The organism is Diaphorobacter ruginosibacter, from assembly GCF_014395975.1.
Classification (GTDB): Bacteria; Pseudomonadota; Gammaproteobacteria; order Burkholderiales; family Burkholderiaceae_C; genus Diaphorobacter_A; species Diaphorobacter_A ruginosibacter.
Genome location: NZ_CP060714.1, coordinates 2,595,876 through 2,619,236, shown reverse-complemented (window position 1 = coordinate 2,619,236; position 23,361 = coordinate 2,595,876). Strand labels below are relative to the sequence as shown.

Genomic DNA, 23,361 nt, shown 5'->3' with positions numbered 1-23,361 from the left:
AAGGGTGCCTACTTGCGGTCGCCGGCCATGCTGGCCGCGGCCGTGAACAGCACGTCGGTCGATGAGTTCAGAGAGGTTTCCGCCGAGTCCTGCAGGATGCCGATGATGAAGCCGATGCCCACCACCTGCATGGCCACGTCGTTGGAGATGCCGAACAGGCTGCAGGCCAGCGGGATCAACAGCAGCGAGCCACCCGCGACACCGGAGGCTCCGCAGGCGCAGACCGATGCCACCACGCACAGCAGCAGCGCAGTGGGGATGTCCACCACAATGCCCAGCGTATGGGCAGCCGCGAGGGAGAGCACGCTGATCGTGATGGCCGCGCCCGCCATGTTGATGGTGGCGCCCAGCGGGATCGCCACGCTGTAGGTGTCTTCGTGCAGGCCCAGGCGCTTGGCAAGTGCCAGGTTGATGGGGATGTTGGCGGCCGAGCTGCGTGTGAAGAAGGCGGTAACGCCGCTCTCGCGCAGGCAGGTGAGCACCAGCGGGTAAGGATTCCTGCGGATCATGAACCAGACGATGATCGGGTTGACCACGAGCGCCACGAACAGCATGCAGCCCACCAGCACCGCCAGCAGGTGCGCATACCCCTTGAGCGCTGCCAGGCCTGCGTCGGCGAAGGTGGTGGCGACCAGCCCCAGGATGCCCAGCGGCGCGAAGCGGATCACCATCTGGATGATCTGAGTGACGGCCTCGGACAGGTCCTGCAGCGTGCCGCGCGTGCCTTCGCTCGCATGGCGCAGGGCGAGGCCCAGGCCCACCGCCCAGGCCAGGATGCCGATGTAGTTGGCGTCCGCAATCGCCTTCACAGGATTGCTGGTCACATTCATCAGCAGGGACAGCAGCACCTCGCTGATCGAGCCTGGCGCGCTCATGGCTTCGGCGGGAGCCTTCAGCACCAGCCGGCTCGGGAACAGGAAGCTGGCGGCAACACCCGCAGCGGCGGCGGCCAGTGTTCCCGCGGCATACAGCGCGAGGATCGACTTGATCTGCGTGGCCTCTCCCACCTTGTGGTTGCTGATGGCGGCAATCACGAGCACGAACACCAGCACCGGGGCGACCGCCTTGAGCGCGGCGATGAACAGTGTGCCCAGCAGCGACAGCTTCACGGCAAAACCGGGAAAGAGCAGGGCGATGGCAATGCCGAGCACGAGCGCGATGGCAATCTGGGTCACCAGGCTGGTACGCCGGTACAGGTTCACGAGGGGGGAAGGAATCATGGTTTGTCAACCAATGCCGATGCGGCGCGACGCTCGGGTACGCACCTCGGGCGCTTGGGCCGATTTTGCGGTTGGGGTAGCCTCTCGCAAGGCTTCCGGTCAAAGAAAGCACCACGGCGCGATAAGGATGGTCGGCGGGTGCGGGCGATTGGTGCGCGGCGCAAAGGTCTTGCATCGCGCACCGGTGCTGTGTCAGCGGGCGATATTTTAAGCGGTCAGGCTGAACGGCCTTGCGCGCGCTCATCCAGTTGCCGCAGATAGGCGGAGAACAGCTCGCTCGACTTCTGCCGGAACATCCGGATGCGTCCCGTGTGGCTGAGGACCAGCAGTCCGACGGCATGAGCAAACAGCGCCGTCACTTCGGCAAGCGCCTCTGTGTCCGTCATGCCCAATGCCTGCAGTGCCTCCTGGACCGGCGCGAGCGCATCGCGCAGCCGCCGATTCAGTTGTTCGTCGAGCTCGCTGGTCAGTCCGCGCGGCTGCATGCCCTGGAACAGGTAGAAGCCGAGATCGAGGTCGCGCGGGTTGTCCGCGTAGAAGCTGAAGAACGCCTGGGCTGCAAGCTGCAGTTGCCTGCGCGCGTCGTGCCTGTCGTCCGGGTGCGGGGTGGGGGCCAGGGCCTCCTGGACGGCCGCGTTCAGCCGTTCCAGGGACTCGCCAAGCAGGGCGGCGTAGACCTCTTCCTTGCTGGCGAAGTAGCTGTAGATCGCTCCCGGCGTATAGCCTGCACGCTGGGCGATCTCGCGGATGCTGGTGCCCTCGAGGCCCAGCTCGAAGAACACCGCGCGCGCAGCGTCGAGCACATGCTGGCGCCGTGCGTCCGACATGGTTTTCTGGCGGGCAGGGCGGGTGAGCCGGGGTGGCGTTGCGAGAGCTGCAGTTCGGGGCATGCCGAATGATAACGGTTGATCAATTTATTGAACAGTGTTTAAATATTGAACGGTGTTTAATAAATTGATCACGATGAAGGAGACAGGAACATGGAAAGCCCAATCGCCACGCCCGCCTTGCCACCCACCCGGGCCACGCTGATGACCGGCGAGGCGTATCGCGAATCGCTTCGCAGCCTGAACCCTGTCGTCTATGTGGACGGCCGGCGGGTGGAGTGCGTGGCCGACGAGCCTGCGCTGCGCCCCGGCGTGAACGCGCTGGCCTTCACCTACGACTTCGCTCTGCGGCCTGAGATGGAACGCCTGGCGCTGGCCACGCAGTCGAGCCGCAACCGTGTTGTCAATCGCATGCTGCAGGTGAACGAGTCGTCGGGCGACCTGCTCAACAAGCTCGAAGTGGTGCGGGTGCTGTGCCAGGAAACCGGCTGCGCGCAGCGCTACCTGGGCCACGATGCGCTCAACGGCATCGCGCAGGCCGTGGCGCACATCGACGATGCGCGCGGCGGCACGGAACATCGCGCTCGCTTTGCCGCCTACCTGGCCGACGTGCAGGATCGCGACATCGCGCTCGGGGTGGCGATGACCGACGCCAAGGGCGACCGCAGCAAGAAGCCGCACCAGCAGGCCAACCCCGACACCTATGTGCATGTGGTGAGCCGCGATGCCAGGGGCATCGTGATCAGCGGCACCAAGGCCATCGTGACCGGTGCGCCCTACATGCACGAACTGCTGGTCATGCCCAGCCGCAACATGGGGAAGGAGGACGCCGACTTCGCCGTGTGCTGCGCCGTGCCGGTCGATGCGAAGGGCGTGACCATGGTCTCGCGTCCTGCGGGACGCCCGGGTGAGAAGAACGAGCACGGTGCCGCGCTGTTCTCGCGCCGCTACGGGCAGGCCACCGCCGTGGTCATCTTCGACCAGGTCTTCGTGCCGTGGGACCGCGTATTCTTCGAAGGCGAATGGGAACTGAGCCACATGCTCACCTACAGCTATGCCACGCACCATCGCCACAGCTGCATTGCGGCGCGCGCGGGCTTTGGCGACCTGCTGATCGGCGCGGGCGCGCTGATGTGCGAGGCCAACGGCCTGCTGCCCGACGAGAAGAGCAACCTGCGCGAGCCCATGGTGGAACTCATCAAGATCGTCGAGGGTTTCTTCGCCTGCGGCGTGGCCGCAAGCGTCTACGCCACGCAGGACAGGCACAGCGGCAGCTTCATGCCCGATCCGGTGTTCAGCAACATCGGCAAGCTGCTGCTGGCCACGCAGATCTACGACATGCACCGCCTGGCCCACGAGGTGTCGGGTGGCCTCATCGTTGCGCTGCCCGGGCCGGACGAGGACCACAACCCGGCCACCGCCGCCTCGCTGGCCGAAGTGCTGCGCGCGAACCCTGATGTGCCGGCCGACAAGCGCCTCGAGGTGGCGCGCTTCATGGAGGACCTCACGGCCTCGTACCAGGCGGGCTGGTATTCGCTGATCAGCCTGCATGGAGGTGGCTCGCCCGCGGCGCTCAAGCAGGAGATCTGGCGCAACTATCCCCTTGGCAACAAGGTGGATCTGGTGGAGCGCCTGCTTGATCGCGGCGTGCTCGCTGATGACGGTGAACGGTCCATCACCCGCAACCGGCAGCCCGGCCGTTGCTGTGATACCGGCTGCACCACGCCGGGCCAGCCCGTGATGGTTCCGATGAAGAGAGCACCCCTCTGAGGCGCTTTGCGCCTTCTCCCCGCTCCACGCGCTGCGCGCGATAATGGCGGGATGTCATCCACCCCCAAAGTCCTGTTCGGCTTTCACGCCGTCGGCGTGCGCATGAAAACTGCGCCGCAATCGATCATCGAGGTTTATTACGAAGCCACGCGCCGCGATGCGCGCATGCGCCAGTTCATCGAACGTGCCAAGGAGGCGGGGGTGCGACTGATCGAGGCAGACTCGCTGCGCATCGCCAAGCTGGCCGGCAGCCACGGCCACCAGGGCGTGGCCGCGCGCGTGCAGGAAATCGCGCAGGTGAAGTCGCTTGACGACCTGCTCGACCAGCTCGAGGCCGATGGCGTGAAGAACCCGCTCCTGCTGGTGCTCGATGGCGTGACCGATCCCCACAATCTCGGCGCGTGCCTGCGCGTGGCCGATGGCGCGGGCGTGCACGCAGTGATCGCACCCAAGGACAATGCGGCGGGCATCAACGCCACCGTGGCCAAGGTGGCCAGCGGTGCGGCGGAGACCGTGCCGTACTTCATGGTGACCAATCTCGCGCGGACCTTGAACGAGCTGAAGGAGCGCAACATCTGGTGCATCGGTACGAGCGGCGATGCCGACAGGACGATCTACGAAGTCGACCTCAAGGGGGCCGTGGCGCTGGTGCTGGGTGCGGAAGGCGACGGCATGCGCCAGCTCACGCGCAAGACCTGCGACCAACTGGTGAAGATTCCCATGAAGGGCGCGGTCGAGAGCCTGAACGTGTCGGTCGCCAGCGCCGTGTGCCTGTATGAGGCCGTGCGCCAGCGTGGCTGAGCCCGCAGCACCTCGAACCCACGGAATGAGCCGTCATGCATAGCGAAGAACAGGCGACAGGGCAGGCCGAACAAGAAGAGCCCATGGCCGTTGCCGCCCGCTGGGTGGCAACGGCCAGAAACATCGTGGTCCTCACGGGTGCAGGCATCAGCGCCGAATCCGGCGTGCCCACCTTCCGGGATGCCCAGACGGGGTTCTGGGCGCAATACCGGCCCGAGGACATGGCCTCGCGGGAAGGTTATCTCGCCAATCCGGCCATGGTCTGGCGCTGGTACGAGTACCGTCGCGAACTCGTCGCCAAGGTCAGGCCCAATGCGGGCCACGAGGCCCTGGCCACCTTCGAGAAACTCCACGGCGGTGATTTCACGCTGGTCACGCAGAACGTCGACGGCCTGCATCAGCGTGCCGGAAGCGCCGACGTGCTGTGCCTGCACGGCAACCTGAACGCCCAGGCATGGCTCGACACGCCGCGCGATTGCTGCCATCTCGACTGGGCCGTGGCAGGCGATCCGCCGCACTGCGACCGCTGCGGCAATCTCGTCCGGCCCGCCGTGGTGTGGTTTGGGGAAGCCTTGCCCATCAAGATCCTGGGCCGTGCACAGCATGCCGCCGAGCATTGCGACCTGATGCTGGTGGTGGGAACGGCAGGCGCCGTCTACCCCGCTGCCGGTCTGGCCCGCCTGGCATCCCGCGTGGGGGCCAGGGTGGTGATCGTGAATCCCGCACCCAGTGAGCTCGATGATGCGGCGGACCTGATCGTGCGCAGCTCGGCTTCGGTGGCGTTGCCCTGGATCCTGGGCACGGGCGACGGGCGGATTGCCGCCTGAGGAACGTGGGGTTGCTTTTCCAGTGCTCAGGCCCTGACGAGCAGCACCCCCGCTATCAGCAATACCCCGCCAAGGGCTCGGACCAGCGTGATGGGCTGCTGCTGCAGCCCCAGGATGCCGAAGTGATCGAACAGCAGGGAACCCACCATCTGACCCACGACGATCAGGCAGATGACGTAGGCCGCGCCGAGCTTGGGCATCATCAGGATGACCACGGCAATGAAGATTGCACCGAACAGGCCGCCGGTCCATGACATCCATGCCCCGGGGGCCGAAGTCAGTCCGGACAGCGACAGCGTGGGGCCGGACATGATCAGCGCCACGACCAGCATGGCGACGCACCCGACGAAATAGCTCACGAAGCCGGCCCACCAGGGGGAGCCCACCTGTGTGCGCAGGCTGGCATTGAGCACTTGCTGCAGGGCCACGCTGATGCCGGCGCCGACGACGATCAGGGATGAGATAAGGTTTGGCATGGCGGGTCCGATCTCCTTGAATAGTGTGTGTTTCGTGCTTCGGATACCGTCATATCCGCTGCCTGTTCCAAACATCTGCTGCAGCGCCGCATTCCCGTCACACCAGCCCAATGGCCCCCAGCGCGGCCCCGGCGGCCAGCAACCACAGCAGGTGAATGCGGGTGCGCCAGACGATGAGCGCGGTCACCGCGGACAGGCTCCACAGCGGCCACGCCTGCATGATGCCTCCGCTGGATCCGGCGAGCACCCAGCCGGTGGAGCAGATCAGTCCCACGACCAGCGGTGCCAGCCCCAAGCGGAATGCACGCACGGCGCGGCGCTCGCGATGGCGCTGAGCCCAGCGTATGGTCAGCCAGGTGACGGTGCTGCTGGGCAGCAGCACGCCCACCATGCAGACCACCAGTCCGAGCGCGCCCATCAGCCAGCCGTGCGGTGCGCTCCCGGCTGCGTTCATGCCGACGTTCCAGCCGAACAGGCCCACGAACAGTACGTTTGGCCCTGGTGCTGATTGGGCAATGGCGATGGAGTTGTTGAACTGCAGGTCGGTGAGCCAGCCGTGTTCGGACACCAGGAAGCGGTGCATGTCCGGCGCCGTGGCGATGGCCCCGCCGACGGACATGAGGGACAGCAGCAGGTAGTAGAGGAAGAGGTGCAGCCAGTCTGCGGTGGTCATGGGCGCGGCTCCCCGTGGAGGGTCGATGCCGCGGCGAGCCCGAGCCGGAACCAGGTCAGCGTGCAGGCGAAGCCGCCGACCACCAGCAGGACCCAGCCGAGCGGCAGGCGCAGCAGGCCCATGGCGATGAAGGTGACCACGGCGAACGCCATGGCCAGCGGGCCCCCCAGGGGATGCCTTGCAAGCGCGCCAGTCAAGCGGAGGCCCGCGCCCATCACCAGGCCCGCCGCCACGGCCCCCATGCCGCGCAATGCCCCGGCCACCTGCGGGATCGACGAGAAGTGGAGGTAGACCACCGCCAGCCCGACCACGAGAAAGGTCGGGATGGCGAGCATGCCAAGCACGGCGGTGGCTGCTCCACGCAGGCCGAAATAGCGGTCGCCGATCATGATGGAGAGATTCACCACGTTGGGTCCGGGCAGGATCTGGGCGACTGCCCAGTCCTCGATGAACTCCTCGTTGCTCAGCCATCGCCGGCGCGTCACGAGTTCGCGCTGCACCACGGCAAGCACGCCGCCAAACCCCTGCAGGGCTAGCCAGGTGAAGGCCCAGAACAGCGCCTTGAGGTTGGCAGGCCGCTCGGGGGCGGGTTCTGGCGTGGTCGTGGGCGTTGCTGGAGGGGCCATGGTGCTGAGTTTGAGCTGTCGATGGTACCGCCAGCGACGCGCCCCGCACGGTCCCCAGCCATCGCCGAACGAGATGCGGGCATCCGCCTCGGAGATGGTTGCAGCGGCGAAGGGATGGTGGCACCGCGTACGGCACCGCATACCATGGCGGGATCATTGAAGGAGTCCCGTCATGAAATTGGTCAGATATGGTGCGCGCGGTGCGGAGCGCGCGGGTGTGGTGGACGCGCAGGGCCGTGTGCGCGATCTCTCGATGCTGCTGCCCGATATCGGTCCGGCGCAATTGGCTCCGCGCACGCTGGCGGCCCTGTCGGCCATCGACGTGGAGCGCCTGCCCGTGGTCGATGTCGTCGATGCGGGGGAGTCCGGGGTGCGCCTGGGATGCCCGGTGGGCGGCGTGGGCAAGATCGTCTGCGTGGGCCTGAACTACCGCGACCATGCCGAGGAGGCGGGCATGGCCGTGCCGAAGGAGCCGGTACTGTTCATGAAGGCCGTCACCACGCTCAGCGGTCCGCAGGACGCCGTGCAGATTCCTCCCGGCGCACAGAAGGTGGATTGGGAGGTGGAGCTTGGCATCGTGATCGGCTCGCGCCTCAAGCATGTGAAGAAGGAGGATGCGCTGCGGCACGTGGCGGGCTATGTGCTGGCCAACGATGTGTCCGAGCGCGCCTACCAGATCGAGCGCGGCGGCCAGTGGGACAAGGGCAAGAGCTACGACACCTTCGCGCCCGTCGGCCCCTGGCTGGTGACGGCCGACGAGGTGGGCGACCCGCATGCGCTGGCACTCTGGCTGGATGTGAATGGAGAGCGCATGCAGGACGGAAACACCCGGAATTTCATCTTCGATGTGCCTTCGGTGCTTTCCTACATCAGCGACTTCATGACGCTGGAGGCAGGAGACATCGTGCTGACGGGCACGCCGGCGGGCGTGGGACTGGGCCGCAAGCCCGAGCCCAGGTTCCTGAAGGCCGGCGACGAGATGCGGCTGGGGATCACGGGCCTCGGGGAGCAGCGGCTGAGGTGCGTGCAGGCGGGATGAAGAAGGAGCGGGCGCGCAAGGGACCCTCTGCACGAATCGATCGACAAGCAGCTAGTGCGGATCGGGATGGGCTGCAAGGCGAAAACCGCAGGGATAGCCGTAGCTATCGCGAGGATTTTCAACGCCGCAGACCGCCCGAGACCGCGCTGGCATGCGTCGATCTGATTCGTGCAGAGGGTCCCAAGGTGCGCTTGCGCCTATTGCCGGTGCCGCCCCGTGGCTTGTGAATTCCGGTAGGCTTGCCTCGGGCTTCGGCGTCCTGCCGGGGCGGTTACCCTCACATTCCTATGTACGCTTTTCTCATGCTCGGTGGGGCCATCGTGGCCGAGGTCTTTGCCACGACGGCACTCAAGGCATCCAACGGCTTCGAACGTCTCGTGCCCAGTGCCCTGTCCATTCTGGGTTACTGCGTATCGTTCTACCTGCTGTCGCAGGTCATGAAGACCATACCGACGGGCGTCGTGTACGCCATCTGGTCGGGCGTGGGCATTGTCCTGATCTCTCTGGCCGCGTGGCTGCTGCAAGGGCAGAAGCTCGACTTCGCGGCCATGGCAGGCATGGCCCTGATCGTGCTGGGCGTCGTGGTCATCCAGCTGTTTTCCAAGACGTCCGGACATTGATCCCGATGCGCGCGGTGGCGCGCCTTCGGATCACTTGCGGCCGAGCTTGTCGCTCCAGTCCCTCTTGCTGTCGTTGTGCGCTATCGGCTGCAGCTCCCAGCCGGCGATGGCTTCCTCCCGTGCCGCATGAAGGCGTGTGTCGATGCGCTTGGCTGCGACGCGGGCTACGCATTCCAGCTTCTGCAGATCCTTCTGGGTCAGCGAGGGATCGGCCGCGACGCTGAAGGTGCACAGCGTGCCATAGACGTGGCCATCCGCTAGCACGATGGGCGCGCTGATGTGTGCGCCGACGCGAAATGGCGTGTCCGGCAGCTTGGCGCTTTGGCGCAGCGTCTCCGCATCGTGGACCAGCTTGGGCAGGCGCCCCTCCAGCACGCATTGGCAGAACGATTCTTCCAGCCGCGAACCGCCGCCCGTGGTGATCAGGTTGCAGCCAGGCTTGCTGTCGACATGCTTGAACATGCGCTTGCCGTCGCGGATCTCCGAGATGAAGATCACGTCCATGTTCAGGTTCTGGCGCAGGTCATGGAGTACCTGCCTGACGGTGTCGTCCACCAGGATATCGCCCTGGTCGGCGGTGGTGACGATCAATTCGCTGACGCTGACTTCGAGTGCGTCCGGTGCATAGTCCCAGATGTGCATGGCCGATTCAATCCCTTTGCTGGCTTGAGATGCGGAAGGTGGATGGTTGTGGCATCCGAGTTTAGCGAGGGATGAGCGTGATTGTGAGAAGTTGCGCGTTACAGGTGTAGCTATTTCTCACGGGTTTCATGGGTCTCGCGGGTTCAACCGGCTGCAATCGCAACGCCGTCCGCCAGCCGCGCCAGCACGGTGGAGCGCATGGCGGGCGGTGCATCGCGCAGCAGCGCGGGCCATTCGGCCCGGGCCCTGGTGACCAGCTCCTTGAGCAGCGCGATATGGCGGGAGGCCCGCAGCAGTCCGGCCGACTGGATGAGCGCCTGCAGGTCGTCCCAGCCGAGCCGCACCATGGTGTGGTCGATGGCCTTGTTCACGGCATATTGCTGGGCCGACGTTCCCTCGAAGAATGCGGCGACGCACACGCAGTCATAGACCGGTGCCAGCCGAGGCTGGCGGCCGTCGGGGTAGATCAGCGCCCAGTTCTTGAGATGCGCATCGGTGTTGCCCATCAGGATCGCCGCCACTGTGCGCGCGAGGAACTCGCGCGTGTCCTGCACCGGCTGGGGGCTCAGGCGGTCAAGCACGCGCAGCATCGTGGGCCAGTCCTGCTTCAGGCCCTTGCCGTACTTGTGGCGCGGAGCATAGCCCAGCGCCTGGTTGAACTCCTCCATGTGAACACGCGTGCCATCGGGCAGGTGGTCGAAGCGCTGCACGGCCAGGATCTCTTCGAACGGGACATGCTCGGGCAATTCGGCTTGCTCGCGCGAAACGATGCTGGCGTCGGCCGTCTGCAGTCCGAGCGCCTGGCAGAGCCGATAGCAGGTGAATTCGTTGGCCACGAGATCCGGGTGCTGCGTGGTGGGCAGCTTCAGGATCACGCTGCCCGCTGCGCCACGCCGGTGCACCGTGTAGCGGCGACCGTCCTGCACGGCACTGAACTTCGTGACGATGCCGGGCAACGACGCGGCGTCGGCCACCGGGGACTCGACAAAGCCCGGCTCCAGCACGTCAAGCCCCTGCGTGGTGTGCCAGTAGCGCACGACCTCCGGAATGTCTTCCTGCGGCGGGATGGGCTCGACCTCGAGCGCTCCCATCAGATCGTGCCCGGCGGCCGCCAGCAGCTCGAATTCGTCATCGGGCGAGCAGCCGCGCTCGTGCGCCAGCCTCTCGCGGTTATGGCCCTCGGGCAGCAGGTTCTGAAAATACACCGGCCAGCGCCCGTCGGTGCGCACCAGCCGCGCGTCGCGTGCCGACGAAAGAATGCTCTCGGTGTCGCGCTCGTTCGCACCGCGGTAGCTCAGCGAAAGCGTGGGGCGGTCGGCATCCGCGATGTAGTCGCGCTCGAACGAGACACGCAGGATGTCGCCATACTGGGAAAGATAGCCGATCGCCCGCCGGCCGCCCCCCAGCGCTGCGGGCAGGTGCATGTACAGGCGAAGGTAGCGGATGGAGGTGGACATGGCAGCGGGCTTTCGCTGAAGCAGGGGTCAGCGCAGGCTGTCCACGATGGAAGGCGGAGCGTCGGCACCTGCCGGCTGGCCGAGGAACTTGCCGCCAGACTGCACGAACGCCTGCAACGCCGGGACCAGATCGGCCGGCACGGCCATCATCTGTAGCCCCAGCACCCGCGCCATCTCGGCCAGCGTGGAATGGCGCGGATCGACATCGCCGGTCTCGGTGCGCTGCACCGCCATGCGGGAGAGCCCGGCCTGCTCGGCGAGCTCGGCCTGGGTCATCTTCTGCGCCTTGCGCGCAGCTACCAGTGATTGAATCAAAGCATCAGTCATGATGCTAAATATACTCTTTTTCATTGAAAAGAGTATATTTTGAATCTTTAATCCATGACCCCACACCGATTCAGGTCGCAGGCCTCCAGGTCGGAAACCGCCTTGTCACCTCCCTTTGCGCTCCATTGGCTGGCCGCCCGGCGCAGTGCGGTGCGCAGGCCTTCCTCCAGCACGGGATGGTAGATGGGCATGTTCAGCATTTGCTGCACCGTCAGTCCATTGTTGACGGCCAGCGCCAGCAGGTGGGCCAGATGCTCGCCGGCAGGGGCGCACATCTCCGAGCCCAGCAGGCGGCCCGTGGCACGATCGGCATAGACGCGCAGCAGCCCGGCGTTCTCCTGCGCGATGCGCGCACGTCCCTGGCGGGAGAAGTCAATGTGGCCGATCACGATGTCCTCGCCGGAAAGCTCCTTGAACGATCTGCCGACGACTGCGGCGTTGGGCTGGCTGAACGTGATGGCCAGCGCCGTGCGGCGGCGAAACCCTTGCGGTTGTCCGGCAAAGGCGTTCATGCCGGCGATGTGGCCTTCGTCCACGGCCTCGTGGAGCAGGGCGCGTGCGGGGTCGAGATCCCCGGCAATGAAGACCGGCAGGTCCGCCACCTGGCGGGAGTTGCGGTCGAAGGGCGGCAGTCCATGCTCGTCGAGCGTCACGCCCAGCGTGTCGAGGCCCAGGCCCTCCACATTGGGCACACGGCCCGAGGCGACCAGCACCTGGTCGACGACGACGCGGTGATCGCCGCTGATCACCTCGACACCGTGCGCATGCGCGGCGAGCCGGGCGCGCTCGCCCACGTGGATGGCGAATTCCCTCTCCAGCAGCGGCCAGAGGGCGCCCAGCACCTCGGGGTCGCTCAGGCCTGCAGCGGACCGGCGTGTCACGAAGGCGGTCACCTCGATGCCGAGCCGTGCCAGCGCCTGCGCCATCTCGGTGCCCACCGCACCCAGGCCCAGCACGGCCATGCGCCTGCCGAGCGTAGGCTGCTCGAACAGCGAATCGGTGGTGAGCACCCGGTCGCCGAGCGACCTCCAGGCGTTCTCGAAGCGCGGCCGCGTGCCGGTGGCGATGATGATGCGGCGGGCGCGGTACTCCTTCCCATTCACGCTCACGCGATCGGGGCCCAGCAGGTGGGCGCGGCCGCTGATCTGCCGGTCGCCCGCATCGCTGTCCTGGATGGTTCCGGCGACGAAGCCGTCGCGCAGCGAGCGCACCCGATGGAGCACCGCGGGCAGGTCGACATGCAGTTGTCCGGCACCGCGAATGCCGAAGGCTTCGAAGCTATTCCTGCGGTGAAAGGCGTTTGCAGCCTCGATCAGCAGTTTGGAGGGCATGCAGCCGACGCGTGCGCAGGTCGTTCCCCACGGGCCGTCGTTGACGATCAGGAAACTGTCCGTGCGCTTGCGTACTTCACGAAGGGCCGCGAGGCCGGCGGAGCCGGCGCCGATGATGAGGGTGTCGATGTTCTCGTGCATGTGCTGTGGAGGTGGGGGAGTGAAAGTTCCTGCATCCCAAGTGTCGGACAGTCGCTTGCCGGGCGCTGTAGGCTGCGGCCCCGCACACAGGCTGCCAGGATGGGGTCACCTCCACGTCATCGCGCGGGGTTCGATCCGTCGTTCAACCAGCCGATGCGGCCCTGGGTCAGGTCGTTCAGCCGGGCCATGAAGGCGGTGGCATCGGATTGCGGCATCTGCACGCGGGCGACCACCTGGCTTGCGTGCGCGACGTCGACGAGTTGCGCGCCCGCGCTGTCGATCTCGCGGCGCAGCAGGCCTTCCTGCGCGTAGGGCAGGGTGCATTCAAGCTCGACCATCACGCGGCGCTCCACCTTCTCGGCCTGCAGCAGCGCTTGCGCGATGCTGTCGGTGTAGGCGCGCACCAGCCCGCCAGCACCCAGTTTCACGCCGCCGAAATAGCGCACGACGGTGGCGAGCACACCCTCCAGGTCCTGGTGCCGCAGCACGTCGAGCATCGGCCTGCCAGCCGTGCCACTGGGCTCGCCGTCATCCACGGCGGCCGACTGTCCGCCCGCCAGCAGTGCCCAGCAGACATGGGCTGCCCCGGGATGCTGCAGGCGCAGCGCGTCGACCACGGCCTGGGCACTGGCGCGGTCGGCCATCGGTTGCACGCAGCCGATGAAACGGCTTTTCTTGATGATGAGTTCGCTGTGGACGGCTGATTTCAGGGTGTGGGGCATGTCACATGTGAGCTTACCCGAGCTGTGGCCGCTCCCGCCGGTCCTAAGGGCGGTTTCCGGCCCGCGCAGGTTGATCCACGGTCAATTGAGGAGTAGTCAATTGATGAGTATCAAAGGCTAACCCAGGGTCAACCCCTAGCATGCACCTGTCATCTACCAGCCAATGAGTGAGCACACCATGAAAAAACCTTCTTTCCTGAAATTGATCGCTGCTGCCTTCGTGTCGACGGCCGCATGCCTGGCCGCGCCCGCGTTCGCGGCGCCCAATTGCAGCGCCGAGATCGAGAGCAACGACGCCATGCAGTTCAACACCAAGGCCATCAGCGTTCCCGCGGCGTGCAAGCAGTTCACGGTCAAGCTCAAGCACGTGGGCAAGATGCCCAAGAGCGCCATGGGCCACAACTGGGTGCTGTCCCGAACGGCCGACATGCAGGGCATCGCCAACGACGGCATTGCCGCGGGCATCGACAAGGACTACCTGAAGCCGGCGGATGCCCGCGTGATCGCACACACCAAGGTCATTGGCGGCGGCGAGAGCGACTCCGTCACGTTCGCCGTTGGCAAGCTCAAGGCCGGCGAGGACTACACGTTCTTCTGCTCGTTCCCTGGTCACTCGGGCATCATGAAGGGTGCCTTGACGCTCGCGAAGTAGCCCGCACCGACGCGGCCTGTGGTGGCATTGCTGCCCACGGGGCCGCGCAGTTCATTGGGCGGCGTAGCCATCTGGTTACGCCGTCTTACTTTTTCCGTGCGAAAACTGTCGTTTTCCTGTCAGCCAAATTGACTACTGGCGCGTTGATATACATAGGAACTGCTTTGGCCATCCCGAGCTCTGCCCATCGTGGGGCCGGGCAACCAGGCACCTTCCACCCACCAAGGAGTTTTTCCCCGCCGTCCATCCCGCAATCGAGAGGAGTTGCCATGTCGCCAAGCTATATCACCGTTCCCACTGACTACGTCGTGTCGCACGATGCAGCCGGATTGTGGCTCGCCAGTGAGATCCAGCCGGTGACACACTCCCAGCCCTTGCCGGCGCCCGTGCGCCTGCGCAATGGACAATTGCTGCGTTCGGCCTACATCGAGCCGCCGGCCGATCTGGACCAGGTCGTCCGCTCGCTGGGCGAGTGGTGACATAGCCGGCAGGTGCACCGGTTCCCTAGGGATTGGCATCTGGAATGTGAAGAAAGCGGGCCTTGCGCCCGCTTCGTCATTGGGAAATCCTGCCGCAGGTGAGCCCACAGCGTGAAAGGGCACCTGCACCCCGAAAAGCGCAATTGCCGCCCAGGGCCTACAATGCCCGGCCTCCCACGGACCCCGCCCCATGAACGCTCCCATCGATGTTTCCTTCTTCCACCGTGCAGCCAAGCCGCTGACCAGCTACCGACCGTACTGGGCCAAGCGCTTCGGCCCAGCGCCGTTTCTGCCGATGTCCCGTGCAGAGATGGAGCAGCTCGGCTGGGATTCGTGCGACATCATCCTGGTGACGGGTGACGCCTATGTCGATCACCCGAGCTTCGGCATGGCCGTGATCGGCCGCGTGCTGGAAGCGCAGGGCTTTCGCGTCGGCATCATCGCGCAGCCCGACTGGCAGAGCGCCGAGGCCTTCAAGGCGCTGGGCAAGCCCAACCTGTTCTGGGGAGTGACGGCGGGCAACATGGATTCGATGATCAACCGCTATACGGCTGATCGCAAGATTCGCAGCGACGACGCCTATACACCCGGCGACGTCGGCGGCAAGCGCCCGGACCGGGCGGCCATTGTCTACAGCCAGCGCTGTCGCGAGGCCTACAAGGATGTGCCCATCATCCTGGGCGGCATCGAGGGCAGCCTGCGCCGCATCGCGCACTACGACTACTGGAGCGACAAGGTTCGCCGCTCCATCGTGGTGGACAGCAAGTGCGACCTGCTGCTGTACGGCAATGCCGAGCGCGCACTGGTCGAAGTGGCGCACCGCCTTGCAGCGCGCGAGCCCGTCGAGAAGATCACCGACGTGCGCGGCACCGCGTTCTTCCGCCGCGAGTCGGAGGCCGGCTGGTTCGAGCTCGACTCCACCGAGGTGGACGAGCCCGGGGTCGTCGAGGCGCACATCAACCCCTATATGACCACCAGCGAACAGGCCGAGGCCCAGGGCCAGGTCTGTTCCAAGGAAGAGGGTGGCGAGCAGCCGGCGGGCGCAAGCGCCAATGCAGCGGGCGAGCAGACCATCCAGTTCATGCCCAACCCCGCGCTGCGCGGCAAGGGCCGCGGCAAGCTGCCGCCGCGCGATCGCACGGTGCTGCGCCTGCCGAGCTACGAGCAGGTCAAGAGCGACCCCATTCTCTATGCCCACGCCAACCGCGTGCTGCACCTCGAAACCAACCCCGGCAACGCCCGTGCGCTGGTGCAGGCCCACGGCGAAGGCACGACCGCGCGCGATGTGTGGCTCACCCCGCCTCCCATCCCGCTGACCACCGCCGAGATGGACTGGGTGTTCGGCCTGCCCTATGCGCGCGGCCCCCACCCGAGCTACGCCGACGAAAACGGCAGCCACGAGGGCGCCACCAAGATTCCCGCCTGGGAGATGATCCGCACCTCGGTGAATATCATGCGCGGCTGTTTCGGCGGCTGCACCTTCTGCTCGATCACCGAGCATGAGGGCCGCATCATCCAGAGCCGCTCGGAAGACTCCATCATCCAGGAGATCGAGGAAATCCGCGACAAGGTGAAGGGATTCACCGGCACGATCTCCGACCTGGGCGGCCCCACGGCCAACATGTACCGCCTGGGTTGCAAGAGCCCCGAGATCGAGGCCGCCTGCCGCAAGCCGAGCTGCGTGTTCCCCGGCATCTGCCAGAACCTGCATACCGACCACGGTCCGCTCATCAAGATCTACCGCCGCGCGCGCAAGCTCCCCGGCATCAAGAAGATCCTGATCGGCTCCGGCCTGCGCTATGACCTGGCCGTGAAGTCGCCCGAGTATGTGAAGGAGCTGGTGCAGCACCACGTCGGCGGCTATCTCAAGATTGCGCCAGAGCACACCGAAGCCGGTCCGCTCAACAAGATGATGAAGCCCGGCATCGGCAGCTACGACCGCTTCAAGCAGCTTTTCGAGAAATTCAGCGAGGAAGCGGGCAAGAAGCAGTACCTGATCCCGTACTTCATCGCAGCCCACCCCGGCACCAGCGACGAGGACATGATGAACCTCGCCATCTGGCTCAAGAGGAATGGCTTCCGCGCCGACCAGGTGCAGACCTTCTACCCGAGCCCGATGGCCACCGCGACCGCGATGTACCACTCGGGCCGCAACACGCTCACCAAGGTGCGCCGCGAGATGCGCGATGCCGAGGAGGAAAGCGTGGACATCGTGCGCGGTGAAAAGCGCCGCCGCCTGCACAAGGCCTTCCTGCGCTACCACGACCCCAACAACTGGCCGATGCTGCGCGAGGCCCTCAAGGCCATGGGCCGTGCCGATCTGATCGGCAATGGCAAGAACCACCTGATCCCGACCTTCCAGCCGCTGGTGGATGGCGGCTACCAGAGCGCGCGCAAGAAGAACTCCACGCAAGGCACCGGGGTAGCCTCGCGCTCGGTGAACTCGCAGCAGGCCAAGGCCTATGCGATGGGCAAGGCAGCCAAGCCCGCCCGTCCGCAGAAGGAAAAGGAAGTGGACGTGCGTTTTGCCAAGCCCGGCCAGCCAGCGCCAGGGCGCATGCTGACGCAGCATACGGGCCTTCCGCCCCGGGCGGGCGTGGGCGGCAAGAAGCCGGGCGGGGCACGCAAGCCTCGTTGAGCGACAGGCGCCCGTTCTCGGGCGCTTTTTTTTGGTCGTTTGGCGGGATTGCGGGCTGGCGGTGTTCAGTCCTTGCCGCCCAATGTGCGCAGCCCGTGGATGCACCGGTCCTCGTTCACCTCGTCGTGCAGCACATGCTGGGTCAACACGGGCCCTATGTTGGACTGATCCATCGGGCCGTACCACTGGCCACCGGGATAGACGATCATCAAGGGGCCATGGTTGCAGGGGTACTGGCAGCCTGTCTGCAGCAACATCACGCTTTTCTTGAGACCGGGGTTTTCTCGTATCGTGCGTGCCACATCCGGAAGCAGCTTGACGGCCCCCTTGGCCGCGCAGCGCGGGCCCACGCACCACAGCACATGGTGTTGGTGCTCCGGTACGACAGACCACCCCACGGGGTCGTGCTCCCAGGCGTCGGTGCCTACCGTGGCGGGCACATCCTGGGCGCCCGGCCTCGTCAATGCGTCTTCCACGGCGTGCGCGAGCACATCGGCCAGCTGGGGTGTCTGCAGCAGGGGCTCGGCAAAGATCAGGCGAGGACAGTGGCCGGTGTTCACCCGCGCTGCTCGCCAGCGCATGATGAGCTTGTGCAGCCAGCGCCGCAGTGAAGGTTCGTCGGGCACCATCACGGGCAGTATGACGATTGCTTGTGCGCTCGCGCAGAGGTCCAGGGCCTCGGGCAGTGCGGGTTGGGATCGGTCCACGAACGCGGGTTGCACCCGCAGTGGCGGTCTGCCCTGGGCGGTCAGGGCCGCATGCAGGCGGTCTGCCAGCATCGCCAGTTCGGCGGCTCCGTTCGCATAGGCGGCTCCACGGCTCAGGAGAATGATGGCCGGGGCTGCTTCGCCGGTCGTGAGGGTTTCCCGGGGCGGTGGGGTCATAGCAGTTCGTCCGGCAGAAATTCGATCAAGGGCTTGCCGGTGTGCGGGCTGGTGCGCACCAGGGCGCGAACGCTGTACACATCGGCAATGATTTCCGGCGTGAGGACCTGGCTGGGTGTGCCCTGGGCGACCAGCTTGCCGCCCTTGAGCAAGTACAAGCGATCACAGTAGTGAGCCGCCAGGGGAAGCTCGTGCAGCGCGGCCAATGCGGTCAGGCCCAGGCTGCGGATGAGGTTCATCAGCTCGAACTGGTGGCGGACGTCGAGATGGTTGGTGGGCTCGTCCAGCACCAGCAGCGGCGCTTGCTGGGCCAGTGCGCGGGCCATGAGCACGCGCTGTTTCTCTCCGCCCGAGAGCGTGGAGAACATGCGCGCCTCGAGGTCTTTCGCATCCACCCGCTGCAGCGCCTCGGAGACGATGCGGAAGTCCTCGTCGCTGTCGCGAGCAAAGGGAGATTGATGAGGGGTTCGCCCCATCAGGACCACGTCGCGCACCAGCAGTTCGAATTCGCTGGAGTTTTCCTGCGCCAGCACCGCCATCGCGCGGGCGTTGTCGCGGGCTCCTGCCTGCCACACGTCACGGCCCTCGACATGCACGCTGCCACGAGCGGGCTGAAGGATGCGGTAGATCATGCGCAGCAGCGTGGACTTGCCGCTGCCGTTGGGCCCGAGCAGTCCGACCAGCTCGCCCCTCATCACATGCAGGCTGACATCGTCCACGATATGGCTGGCCGCGGCCTGCCAGCTCAGGTTGCGGGCCTGGAGGTGCTCGCCGCTCATGCGATCAGCCTCTCGCGCGCGCTCTTGCGGCACAGCATCCATACAAAGAAGGGCCCGCCCAGCAAGGAGGTGATGACGCCCACCGGCACCTCCGCGGGGGCGAAGGTGATGCGCGAAAACACATCCACCCAGACCAGGAAGATCGCGCCCGCCAGGGCGGAAACGGGCAGCACGCTGCGATGCTCCGCACCCACCAGCATGCGGGTGACATGCGGCACGATCAGGCCCACGAACCCGATCGGGCCGGCGAGCGAGACCAATACGCCCGTGACCAGCGAGACCAGCACGAACAGCCAGCGCCGGGTACGCGTGGTATCCACCCCCAGGGTGGCGGCGCTTTCCTCGCCCGAGAGCAAGGCGTTCAGCGAACGCGCCTGCGTCAGCAGCAAGGCGGCCCCGATGACCAGCAGCACCGCGGGCAGGCCCAGTTCGTCCCAGCGCGTTCCGGCGAGGCTTCCCAGGGTCCATGTCAGAACGGAGTTGGCCAGCTCGCGCTGGTCGGTGGTGAGCACGATGAGGCTGGTGACGCCGCTCAAGGCATACGCGATGGCCACTCCGCCCAGAACCAGGCGGATGGAGATCAGCCTGCCATGGGCATGGGCCAGGAAATACACGGCAATGCAGGCGGCGAGCGCGCCCCCGAAGGCGCCCAGCGGCAAGGCCAGGTCGCCCGCAAACGCCAGTGCGCCAAAGGCAATCACGCTGACCGCGCCCACGGACGCACCGGATGACACGCCCAGCAGGTAAGGGTCGGCCAGGGGGTTGCGCACCATGGCCTGCATGGCGACACCCACCAGTGCCAAACCCGCACCGACAAGTGCCGCGAGCAGTACGCGCGGCATGCGTACACGCCAGACGATCTGGAACTGGGCCGATGTCCAGTCGCCGGGCTGCATCTCCATGCCCAGCCGCACCCCGATCTCGTGGGCCGTGATCAGCCAGGCCTGTTGCGGTGAGATGCGCACGGGGCCGAGCGTGATGGCCAGCGTGAGCGAGACCAGCAGCAGGCTCAGCAGCACTGCCAGGTACATTGCCAGCCGCTGGCGTTGCCGGGCAAAACCCAGTGCCGATTCCGGGCTCATGGCTGCGTGACCTGTTGCGGGTGCAAGGCATGCGCCAGCCGGCGCACGGCATCCACATTGCGCGGGCCGGGCGTTGCCTCGGAGAAATCCATCAGCACAAAGTTCTGCTCCCTTATGGCCTTGACCTGTGATAGCTCGGGTTTGCCGAGCAGGAACTGGCGCTTGCCGTCCGGCGTGGGGCGGTCGTTATCGACGATGACAATCCAGTCGGGATTGCGCGCAATCACGTCCTCCCAGTTGCCGCTCATCCAGCTGCTGTTCAGGTCATCGAAGATGTTGCTGCCGCCGGCCGCTTCGATCATTGCCTGCGGCATGGCGTAGCGTCCCGTGGTGACAGGGATGTCGGTGCCGCTGTCGAACACAAACACCCTGGGCTTTTCCTTCAGGCCTCCGAGCGCATCGGTGATCCGCTGAAGCTCGGCGCGCTGTGCGTTGACGAGGGCTGTTGCGCGTTCCTCGATATCGAAGATGCGGCCCAGGTTGAGCAGGTCGTTGAAGGTGTCTTCCAGCGAAACGCGTTCGCGCGCCACCTGGCGAATGCAGGATTCGCTGAGCACGTAGCTGTCGATGCCCAGTTCTCGCAGGCTGCCCGGGGTGATCTGCCCCTGGCGAAAGCCGTAGGCCCAGCCACTGAAGACGAAATCCGGCTGCGCATTGATCAACGTTTCCAGATTCATGCCCTGGTTGGACAGGTCGGGCACCGATGCCAGCAAGGGCTGCATCGCCTGTGGCAGGCGCTTGACATCGCGCAGGCCACCATAGCCGACAAGACGCTCCTGCAGGCCCAGTGCCAGAAACATCTCGGTGATGTTGATGCCGTGGGTGACGGCACGCTGCGGCACCCGGGCATAGGTGACAGGGTGGCCGCAGACCTCGATGGTGACGGGCGCACGCACCGACCTGCCGGGTGCGGCGGGGGCGGCAGGGGCGCCAGTGGAGGAGGAATGCTCGGAGCAGGCGGCAAGCCCCAGAACCGCCATGAGTGCGACCGCATGGCGTTTCAGGAAGGGCAGGGGCAGGAGGCCGACGGGCATGTATCGACTGGGGTTCATGGTGCTCTGGTGATGAGTTCAGGCCAATGCATGCGTCGGACGCCGTTGTTCCGTGGATTCGGGGTGCGGGATCAGAACGCCAGCTCCGCCGTCAGATCCACGCGGCGGCCTTCGCCTGGATAGGCTTGCGATGCCTTGGCGTTGGAGACAGCCGAGTAGGTGTAGACCTTGTCGGTCAGGTTGCGTACCGTCAGGCGGTAGGTGCTGCGAGGCCCGGGGCGCCAGCTCAGGGCAGCATCCCATACGGTATAGCCTGGGCTGGTTGCGGTGTTGGCGTTGTCGGCAAAGCGCTGGCCCACGGCGCGCGCGCCCAGCGAGGCCTGCCAGCGGCCCAGGTCGCTGTGGGTGGTGTAGTGCGCCCACAGGTTGGCGGTGTTCCGTGCCACATTCGGCGGGCGCTTGCCGGAGCGATCGGCTCCGCCTGCCTCTATCAGTTCGTCATATTTGGCGTCGACCAGGGCATAGTTGCCTTCCAGGCGCCAGTGGGGTGACAGGCGCGTCACCGCGCTCAGCTCCAGGCCCTGGGAGTGCTGCTTGCCGCCTTGCACCGATACCTGGCTGTTGTTCGGGTCGCGGGTGATGATGTCCTTTTTCTCGATACGGTACAGGGCAGCCGTCCATTCGCCGCGGCCCTCGCCGAACTGCTGCTTGATGCCGACCTCGGCCTGGCGTGCCGTGGTGAGCTTGAAGTCGCGGTTGGCCAGATTCAGCGTCAGGACGTTGGTGACCGGGTCGTGGCCTTGCGAGACCTGTCCGTACAGGCTGGTCTGTGCGCTGAGCTTGTGGGTCAGGCCGAGGCGCCAGGCGGTGCCGCCAAGGGTCTTGTCGAATGAACCGCTGCCGATCAGGTCGTTGCGGCTGAAGTCCGTCAGGTCGCGGCGCAACCCCGCCAGCAGCAGCCAGCGGTCGCTGAGCGTCCAGGCGTCTTCGGCATAGAAGTCGTGCGTGGTGGCTTCGGTCGTAAAGCGGGGCACCATGGCGCTTGGGCTGTCCCAGGGCACGATGCCTGTGTCGCCAATGGGGCGCGTGACCGTGCGGCTGTCCGAGTTTCCTGCGTAGCGGAACCGCGCGCGGTTGGCCTCCCAGCCCACCGCCAGCTGATGGGCTCCGGCCTTGATCCTGGATTCCAGGCGGTTGCCGGTCTGCTCCAGATCGTGGGAGAGCTCCAGGTAGTCCCCACGGCTGATGGTCTGTGCCGCAGGGTCGTAGCGGTAGGCCTCGATGTTGCGCCAATAGCGGTCCGCCTTGAAATGATAGAGCTCGTTGCTCAGGCTCAACCAGTCGTTGACCTCGTACAGCATGCGGCCGCGCACGCGCCGGTCCTTGATGCGGATATCGCTGTCGTCGGTGTTGAAGTTGCGCCCCAGCAGTTCGGGAACGATGCGTCCGTTGACTGTGGGCGTGCCAAAGTAGCGCGCGGGCTTCTCGTCGCTCACGTCGGCCAGCAACTCCAGGCGCAGTGCCGACGTGGGCTGCCAGCGCAGCGTGCTCATCAGCTTGCCGCCACTGGCCCGGGCCATGTCATGCTCGCCATCGGTGCGGTGGCCATAGGCATCCAAGCGGTAGGTCAGGGTGTCGCTCAATGCGCCACCCATGCCCAGTCCCAGCTTGGCCGTGCCGTGGGAGCCCGTGCCGAGCAGCACCTCGCGCACTGTCTCGCGCGTGGGCTGCTTGCGCACGACATTGGCGGTGGCGCCCGTGGTACCGGTTCCATAGACGATGGAGGCCGGTCCGCGCAGCACTTCCACGCGTTCATAGCCCCAGCTGTTGGCCGGATACGGCGTGGTGGTGGAGGCCACGCCCAGGCGTATTCCATCCTCGGCAATCCCCACGGAGTTGGTGCCCGTGAAGCCTCGTGTGCTGAAAGACAGGCTGTTGTAGCTGGTGGCGGACAGCGGCGTCATGCCGACCGTGCGGCCAATGATGTCGGCCATGCGGCTGTCCCCGCGTTCCTGCCAGGTCTGTTCATCCACGGAATCCAGGCTTGCCGGCAGATCGAGCGTGGCAAGGCCGGTGCGGCTGCCTGAAACGGTGGCCTTCGACAGGCCCGGGCGGTCTTCGGCGGAGTCCGTCACATGGACGGTCGGCAATTGTGCCGGGGCTTCGGCACGCGACGGGCTCGCCTGCGTGGGTTCGGGGGTGGGCTCTGCGGCCATGGCCAGAGCGGCGGGTGCCAGGCCGATCAGTACGGCGGGCAAGGTGAAATGGTTCATCATCGTCAGTGGTGCTGGCCGCCTGCCTGCTGGTGACGAGATCATGCCGGGACATCGGGCCGACCGTTGGCCGGGACTGTCAC

At 66.0% G+C, this 23,361-nt stretch carries 23 protein-coding genes; 8 read left to right on the top strand and 15 right to left on the bottom strand.

Translation table 11 applies throughout. The features are described from left to right. Positions 1-8: 8 nt before the first annotated feature. Complete coding sequence (gene sstT / locus H9K76_RS11785) at positions 9-1,220, bottom strand: serine/threonine transporter SstT (RefSeq protein ID WP_187595636.1); 1,212 nt, start codon at positions 1,218-1,220, stop codon at positions 9-11. Between the two features lie 215 nt (positions 1,221-1,435). Further along, positions 1,436-2,047, bottom strand: a complete 612-nt coding sequence (locus tag H9K76_RS11780) for a TetR/AcrR family transcriptional regulator (RefSeq protein ID WP_343066203.1) — start codon at positions 2,045-2,047, stop codon at positions 1,436-1,438. Between the two features lie 153 nt (positions 2,048-2,200). Between H9K76_RS11780 and H9K76_RS11775 the strand changes: the two genes are divergently transcribed. Genes H9K76_RS11775 through H9K76_RS11765 form a run of 3 tightly spaced genes read left to right on the top strand, consistent with a single transcriptional unit; the run spans position 2,201 to position 5,445 of the window. Beyond that, positions 2,201-3,817: a 4-hydroxyphenylacetate 3-hydroxylase family protein gene (locus H9K76_RS11775; RefSeq protein WP_187595634.1), complete on the top strand. Its 1,617-nt coding sequence runs from the start codon at positions 2,201-2,203 to the stop codon at positions 3,815-3,817. 51 nt (positions 3,818-3,868) lie between these two features. Continuing rightward, positions 3,869-4,618, top strand: a complete 750-nt coding sequence (rlmB, locus tag H9K76_RS11770) for a 23S rRNA (guanosine(2251)-2'-O)-methyltransferase RlmB (protein ID WP_187595633.1) — start codon at positions 3,869-3,871, stop codon at positions 4,616-4,618. Between the two features lie 35 nt (positions 4,619-4,653). Then, a complete protein-coding gene (locus tag H9K76_RS11765) occupies positions 4,654-5,445 on the top strand; it encodes an SIR2 family NAD-dependent protein deacylase (RefSeq protein ID WP_425489570.1) in 792 nt (263 codons plus the stop codon). A 26-nt stretch (positions 5,446-5,471) separates the two neighbouring features. Here H9K76_RS11765 and H9K76_RS11760 read toward each other — a convergent pair whose 3' ends face one another. The 3 genes from H9K76_RS11760 to H9K76_RS11750 form a co-directional block, all read right to left on the bottom strand. Beyond that, positions 5,472-5,921, bottom strand: a complete 450-nt coding sequence (locus H9K76_RS11760; RefSeq protein WP_187595632.1) for a DMT family transporter — start codon at positions 5,919-5,921, stop codon at positions 5,472-5,474. A gap of 97 nt (positions 5,922-6,018) precedes the next feature. Beyond that, positions 6,019-6,594: a chromate transporter gene (locus H9K76_RS11755; RefSeq protein ID WP_187595631.1), complete on the bottom strand. Its 576-nt coding sequence runs from the start codon at positions 6,592-6,594 to the stop codon at positions 6,019-6,021. After that, the gene (locus H9K76_RS11750) at positions 6,591-7,220 is read right to left on the bottom strand and encodes a chromate transporter (RefSeq protein ID WP_187595630.1); all 630 of its coding nucleotides are present in this window, start codon (positions 7,218-7,220) and stop codon (positions 6,591-6,593) included. Before H9K76_RS11750 ends, H9K76_RS11755 begins: the two co-directional genes overlap by 4 nt. Before the next feature lie 172 nt (positions 7,221-7,392). On the opposite strand from H9K76_RS11750, the gene H9K76_RS11745 reads away from it, so the two are divergent. Beyond that, positions 7,393-8,259, top strand: a complete 867-nt coding sequence (locus H9K76_RS11745; protein ID WP_187595629.1) for a fumarylacetoacetate hydrolase family protein — start codon at positions 7,393-7,395, stop codon at positions 8,257-8,259. 287 nt (positions 8,260-8,546) lie between these two features. After that, positions 8,547-8,879, top strand: a complete 333-nt coding sequence (locus tag H9K76_RS11740; protein WP_187595628.1) for an SMR family transporter — start codon at positions 8,547-8,549, stop codon at positions 8,877-8,879. 30 nt (positions 8,880-8,909) lie between these two features. Here H9K76_RS11740 and H9K76_RS11735 read toward each other — a convergent pair whose 3' ends face one another. From H9K76_RS11735 to H9K76_RS11715, 5 genes are all read right to left on the bottom strand, one after another. Continuing rightward, on the bottom strand, positions 8,910-9,521 hold the full coding sequence (locus H9K76_RS11735) for a GAF domain-containing protein (RefSeq protein ID WP_187595627.1): 612 nt from the start codon (positions 9,519-9,521) through the stop codon (positions 8,910-8,912). Positions 9,522-9,664: 143 nt separating this feature from the next. Then, positions 9,665-10,978 carry a type II toxin-antitoxin system HipA family toxin gene (locus tag H9K76_RS11730; RefSeq protein ID WP_187595626.1) on the bottom strand — a complete coding sequence of 438 codons (1,314 nt, stop codon included), beginning with the start codon at positions 10,976-10,978 and terminating at the stop codon, positions 9,665-9,667. Between the two features lie 27 nt (positions 10,979-11,005). Continuing rightward, positions 11,006-11,305 (bottom strand): helix-turn-helix transcriptional regulator, encoded by a 300-nt coding sequence (locus H9K76_RS11725; protein WP_187595625.1) that lies wholly within the window; start codon positions 11,303-11,305, stop codon positions 11,006-11,008. Positions 11,306-11,352: 47 nt separating this feature from the next. Continuing rightward, entirely contained in the window at positions 11,353-12,777 is a 1,425-nt protein-coding gene (locus H9K76_RS11720) for a dihydrolipoyl dehydrogenase (RefSeq protein WP_187595624.1), read from the bottom strand. Positions 12,778-12,893: 116 nt separating this feature from the next. After that, the gene (locus H9K76_RS11715) at positions 12,894-13,499 is read right to left on the bottom strand and encodes an IMPACT family protein (RefSeq protein ID WP_187595623.1); all 606 of its coding nucleotides are present in this window, start codon (positions 13,497-13,499) and stop codon (positions 12,894-12,896) included. A gap of 178 nt (positions 13,500-13,677) precedes the next feature. Here H9K76_RS11715 and azu point away from each other — a divergent pair, with 178 nt between their 5' ends. From azu to H9K76_RS11700, 3 genes are all read left to right on the top strand, one after another. Continuing rightward, positions 13,678-14,151, top strand: a complete 474-nt coding sequence (gene azu / locus H9K76_RS11710) for an azurin (RefSeq protein WP_187595622.1) — start codon at positions 13,678-13,680, stop codon at positions 14,149-14,151. 269 nt (positions 14,152-14,420) lie between these two features. After that, positions 14,421-14,630 (top strand): hypothetical protein, encoded by a 210-nt coding sequence (locus H9K76_RS11705; RefSeq protein ID WP_187595621.1) that lies wholly within the window; start codon positions 14,421-14,423, stop codon positions 14,628-14,630. 190 nt (positions 14,631-14,820) lie between these two features. Further along, positions 14,821-17,268, top strand: coding sequence for a YgiQ family radical SAM protein (locus tag H9K76_RS11700; RefSeq protein ID WP_187595620.1), 2,448 nt, complete (start codon positions 14,821-14,823; stop codon positions 17,266-17,268). A gap of 65 nt (positions 17,269-17,333) precedes the next feature. On the opposite strand, the gene H9K76_RS11695 is transcribed toward H9K76_RS11700, so the two are convergent. The 5 genes from H9K76_RS11695 to H9K76_RS11675 all read right to left on the bottom strand — a co-directional run bounded on the left by H9K76_RS11695 (position 17,334) and on the right by H9K76_RS11675 (position 23,281). Further along, the gene (locus H9K76_RS11695) at positions 17,334-18,152 is read right to left on the bottom strand and encodes a (2Fe-2S) ferredoxin domain-containing protein (protein WP_187595619.1); all 819 of its coding nucleotides are present in this window, start codon (positions 18,150-18,152) and stop codon (positions 17,334-17,336) included. Next, entirely contained in the window at positions 18,149-18,931 is a 783-nt protein-coding gene (locus tag H9K76_RS11690; protein ID WP_246474973.1) for an ABC transporter ATP-binding protein, read from the bottom strand. Before H9K76_RS11690 ends, H9K76_RS11695 begins: the two co-directional genes overlap by 4 nt. Further along, positions 18,928-20,013, bottom strand: a complete 1,086-nt coding sequence (locus H9K76_RS11685) for a FecCD family ABC transporter permease (protein WP_187595617.1) — start codon at positions 20,011-20,013, stop codon at positions 18,928-18,930. Before H9K76_RS11685 ends, H9K76_RS11690 begins: the two co-directional genes overlap by 4 nt. Next, positions 20,010-21,065 carry an ABC transporter substrate-binding protein gene (locus H9K76_RS11680; protein WP_246474972.1) on the bottom strand — a complete coding sequence of 352 codons (1,056 nt, stop codon included), beginning with the start codon at positions 21,063-21,065 and terminating at the stop codon, positions 20,010-20,012. Before H9K76_RS11680 ends, H9K76_RS11685 begins: the two co-directional genes overlap by 4 nt. Before the next feature lie 71 nt (positions 21,066-21,136). Continuing rightward, the gene (locus H9K76_RS11675; RefSeq protein ID WP_246474971.1) at positions 21,137-23,281 is read right to left on the bottom strand and encodes a TonB-dependent receptor; all 2,145 of its coding nucleotides are present in this window, start codon (positions 23,279-23,281) and stop codon (positions 21,137-21,139) included. Positions 23,282-23,361: the final 80 nt, after the last annotated feature.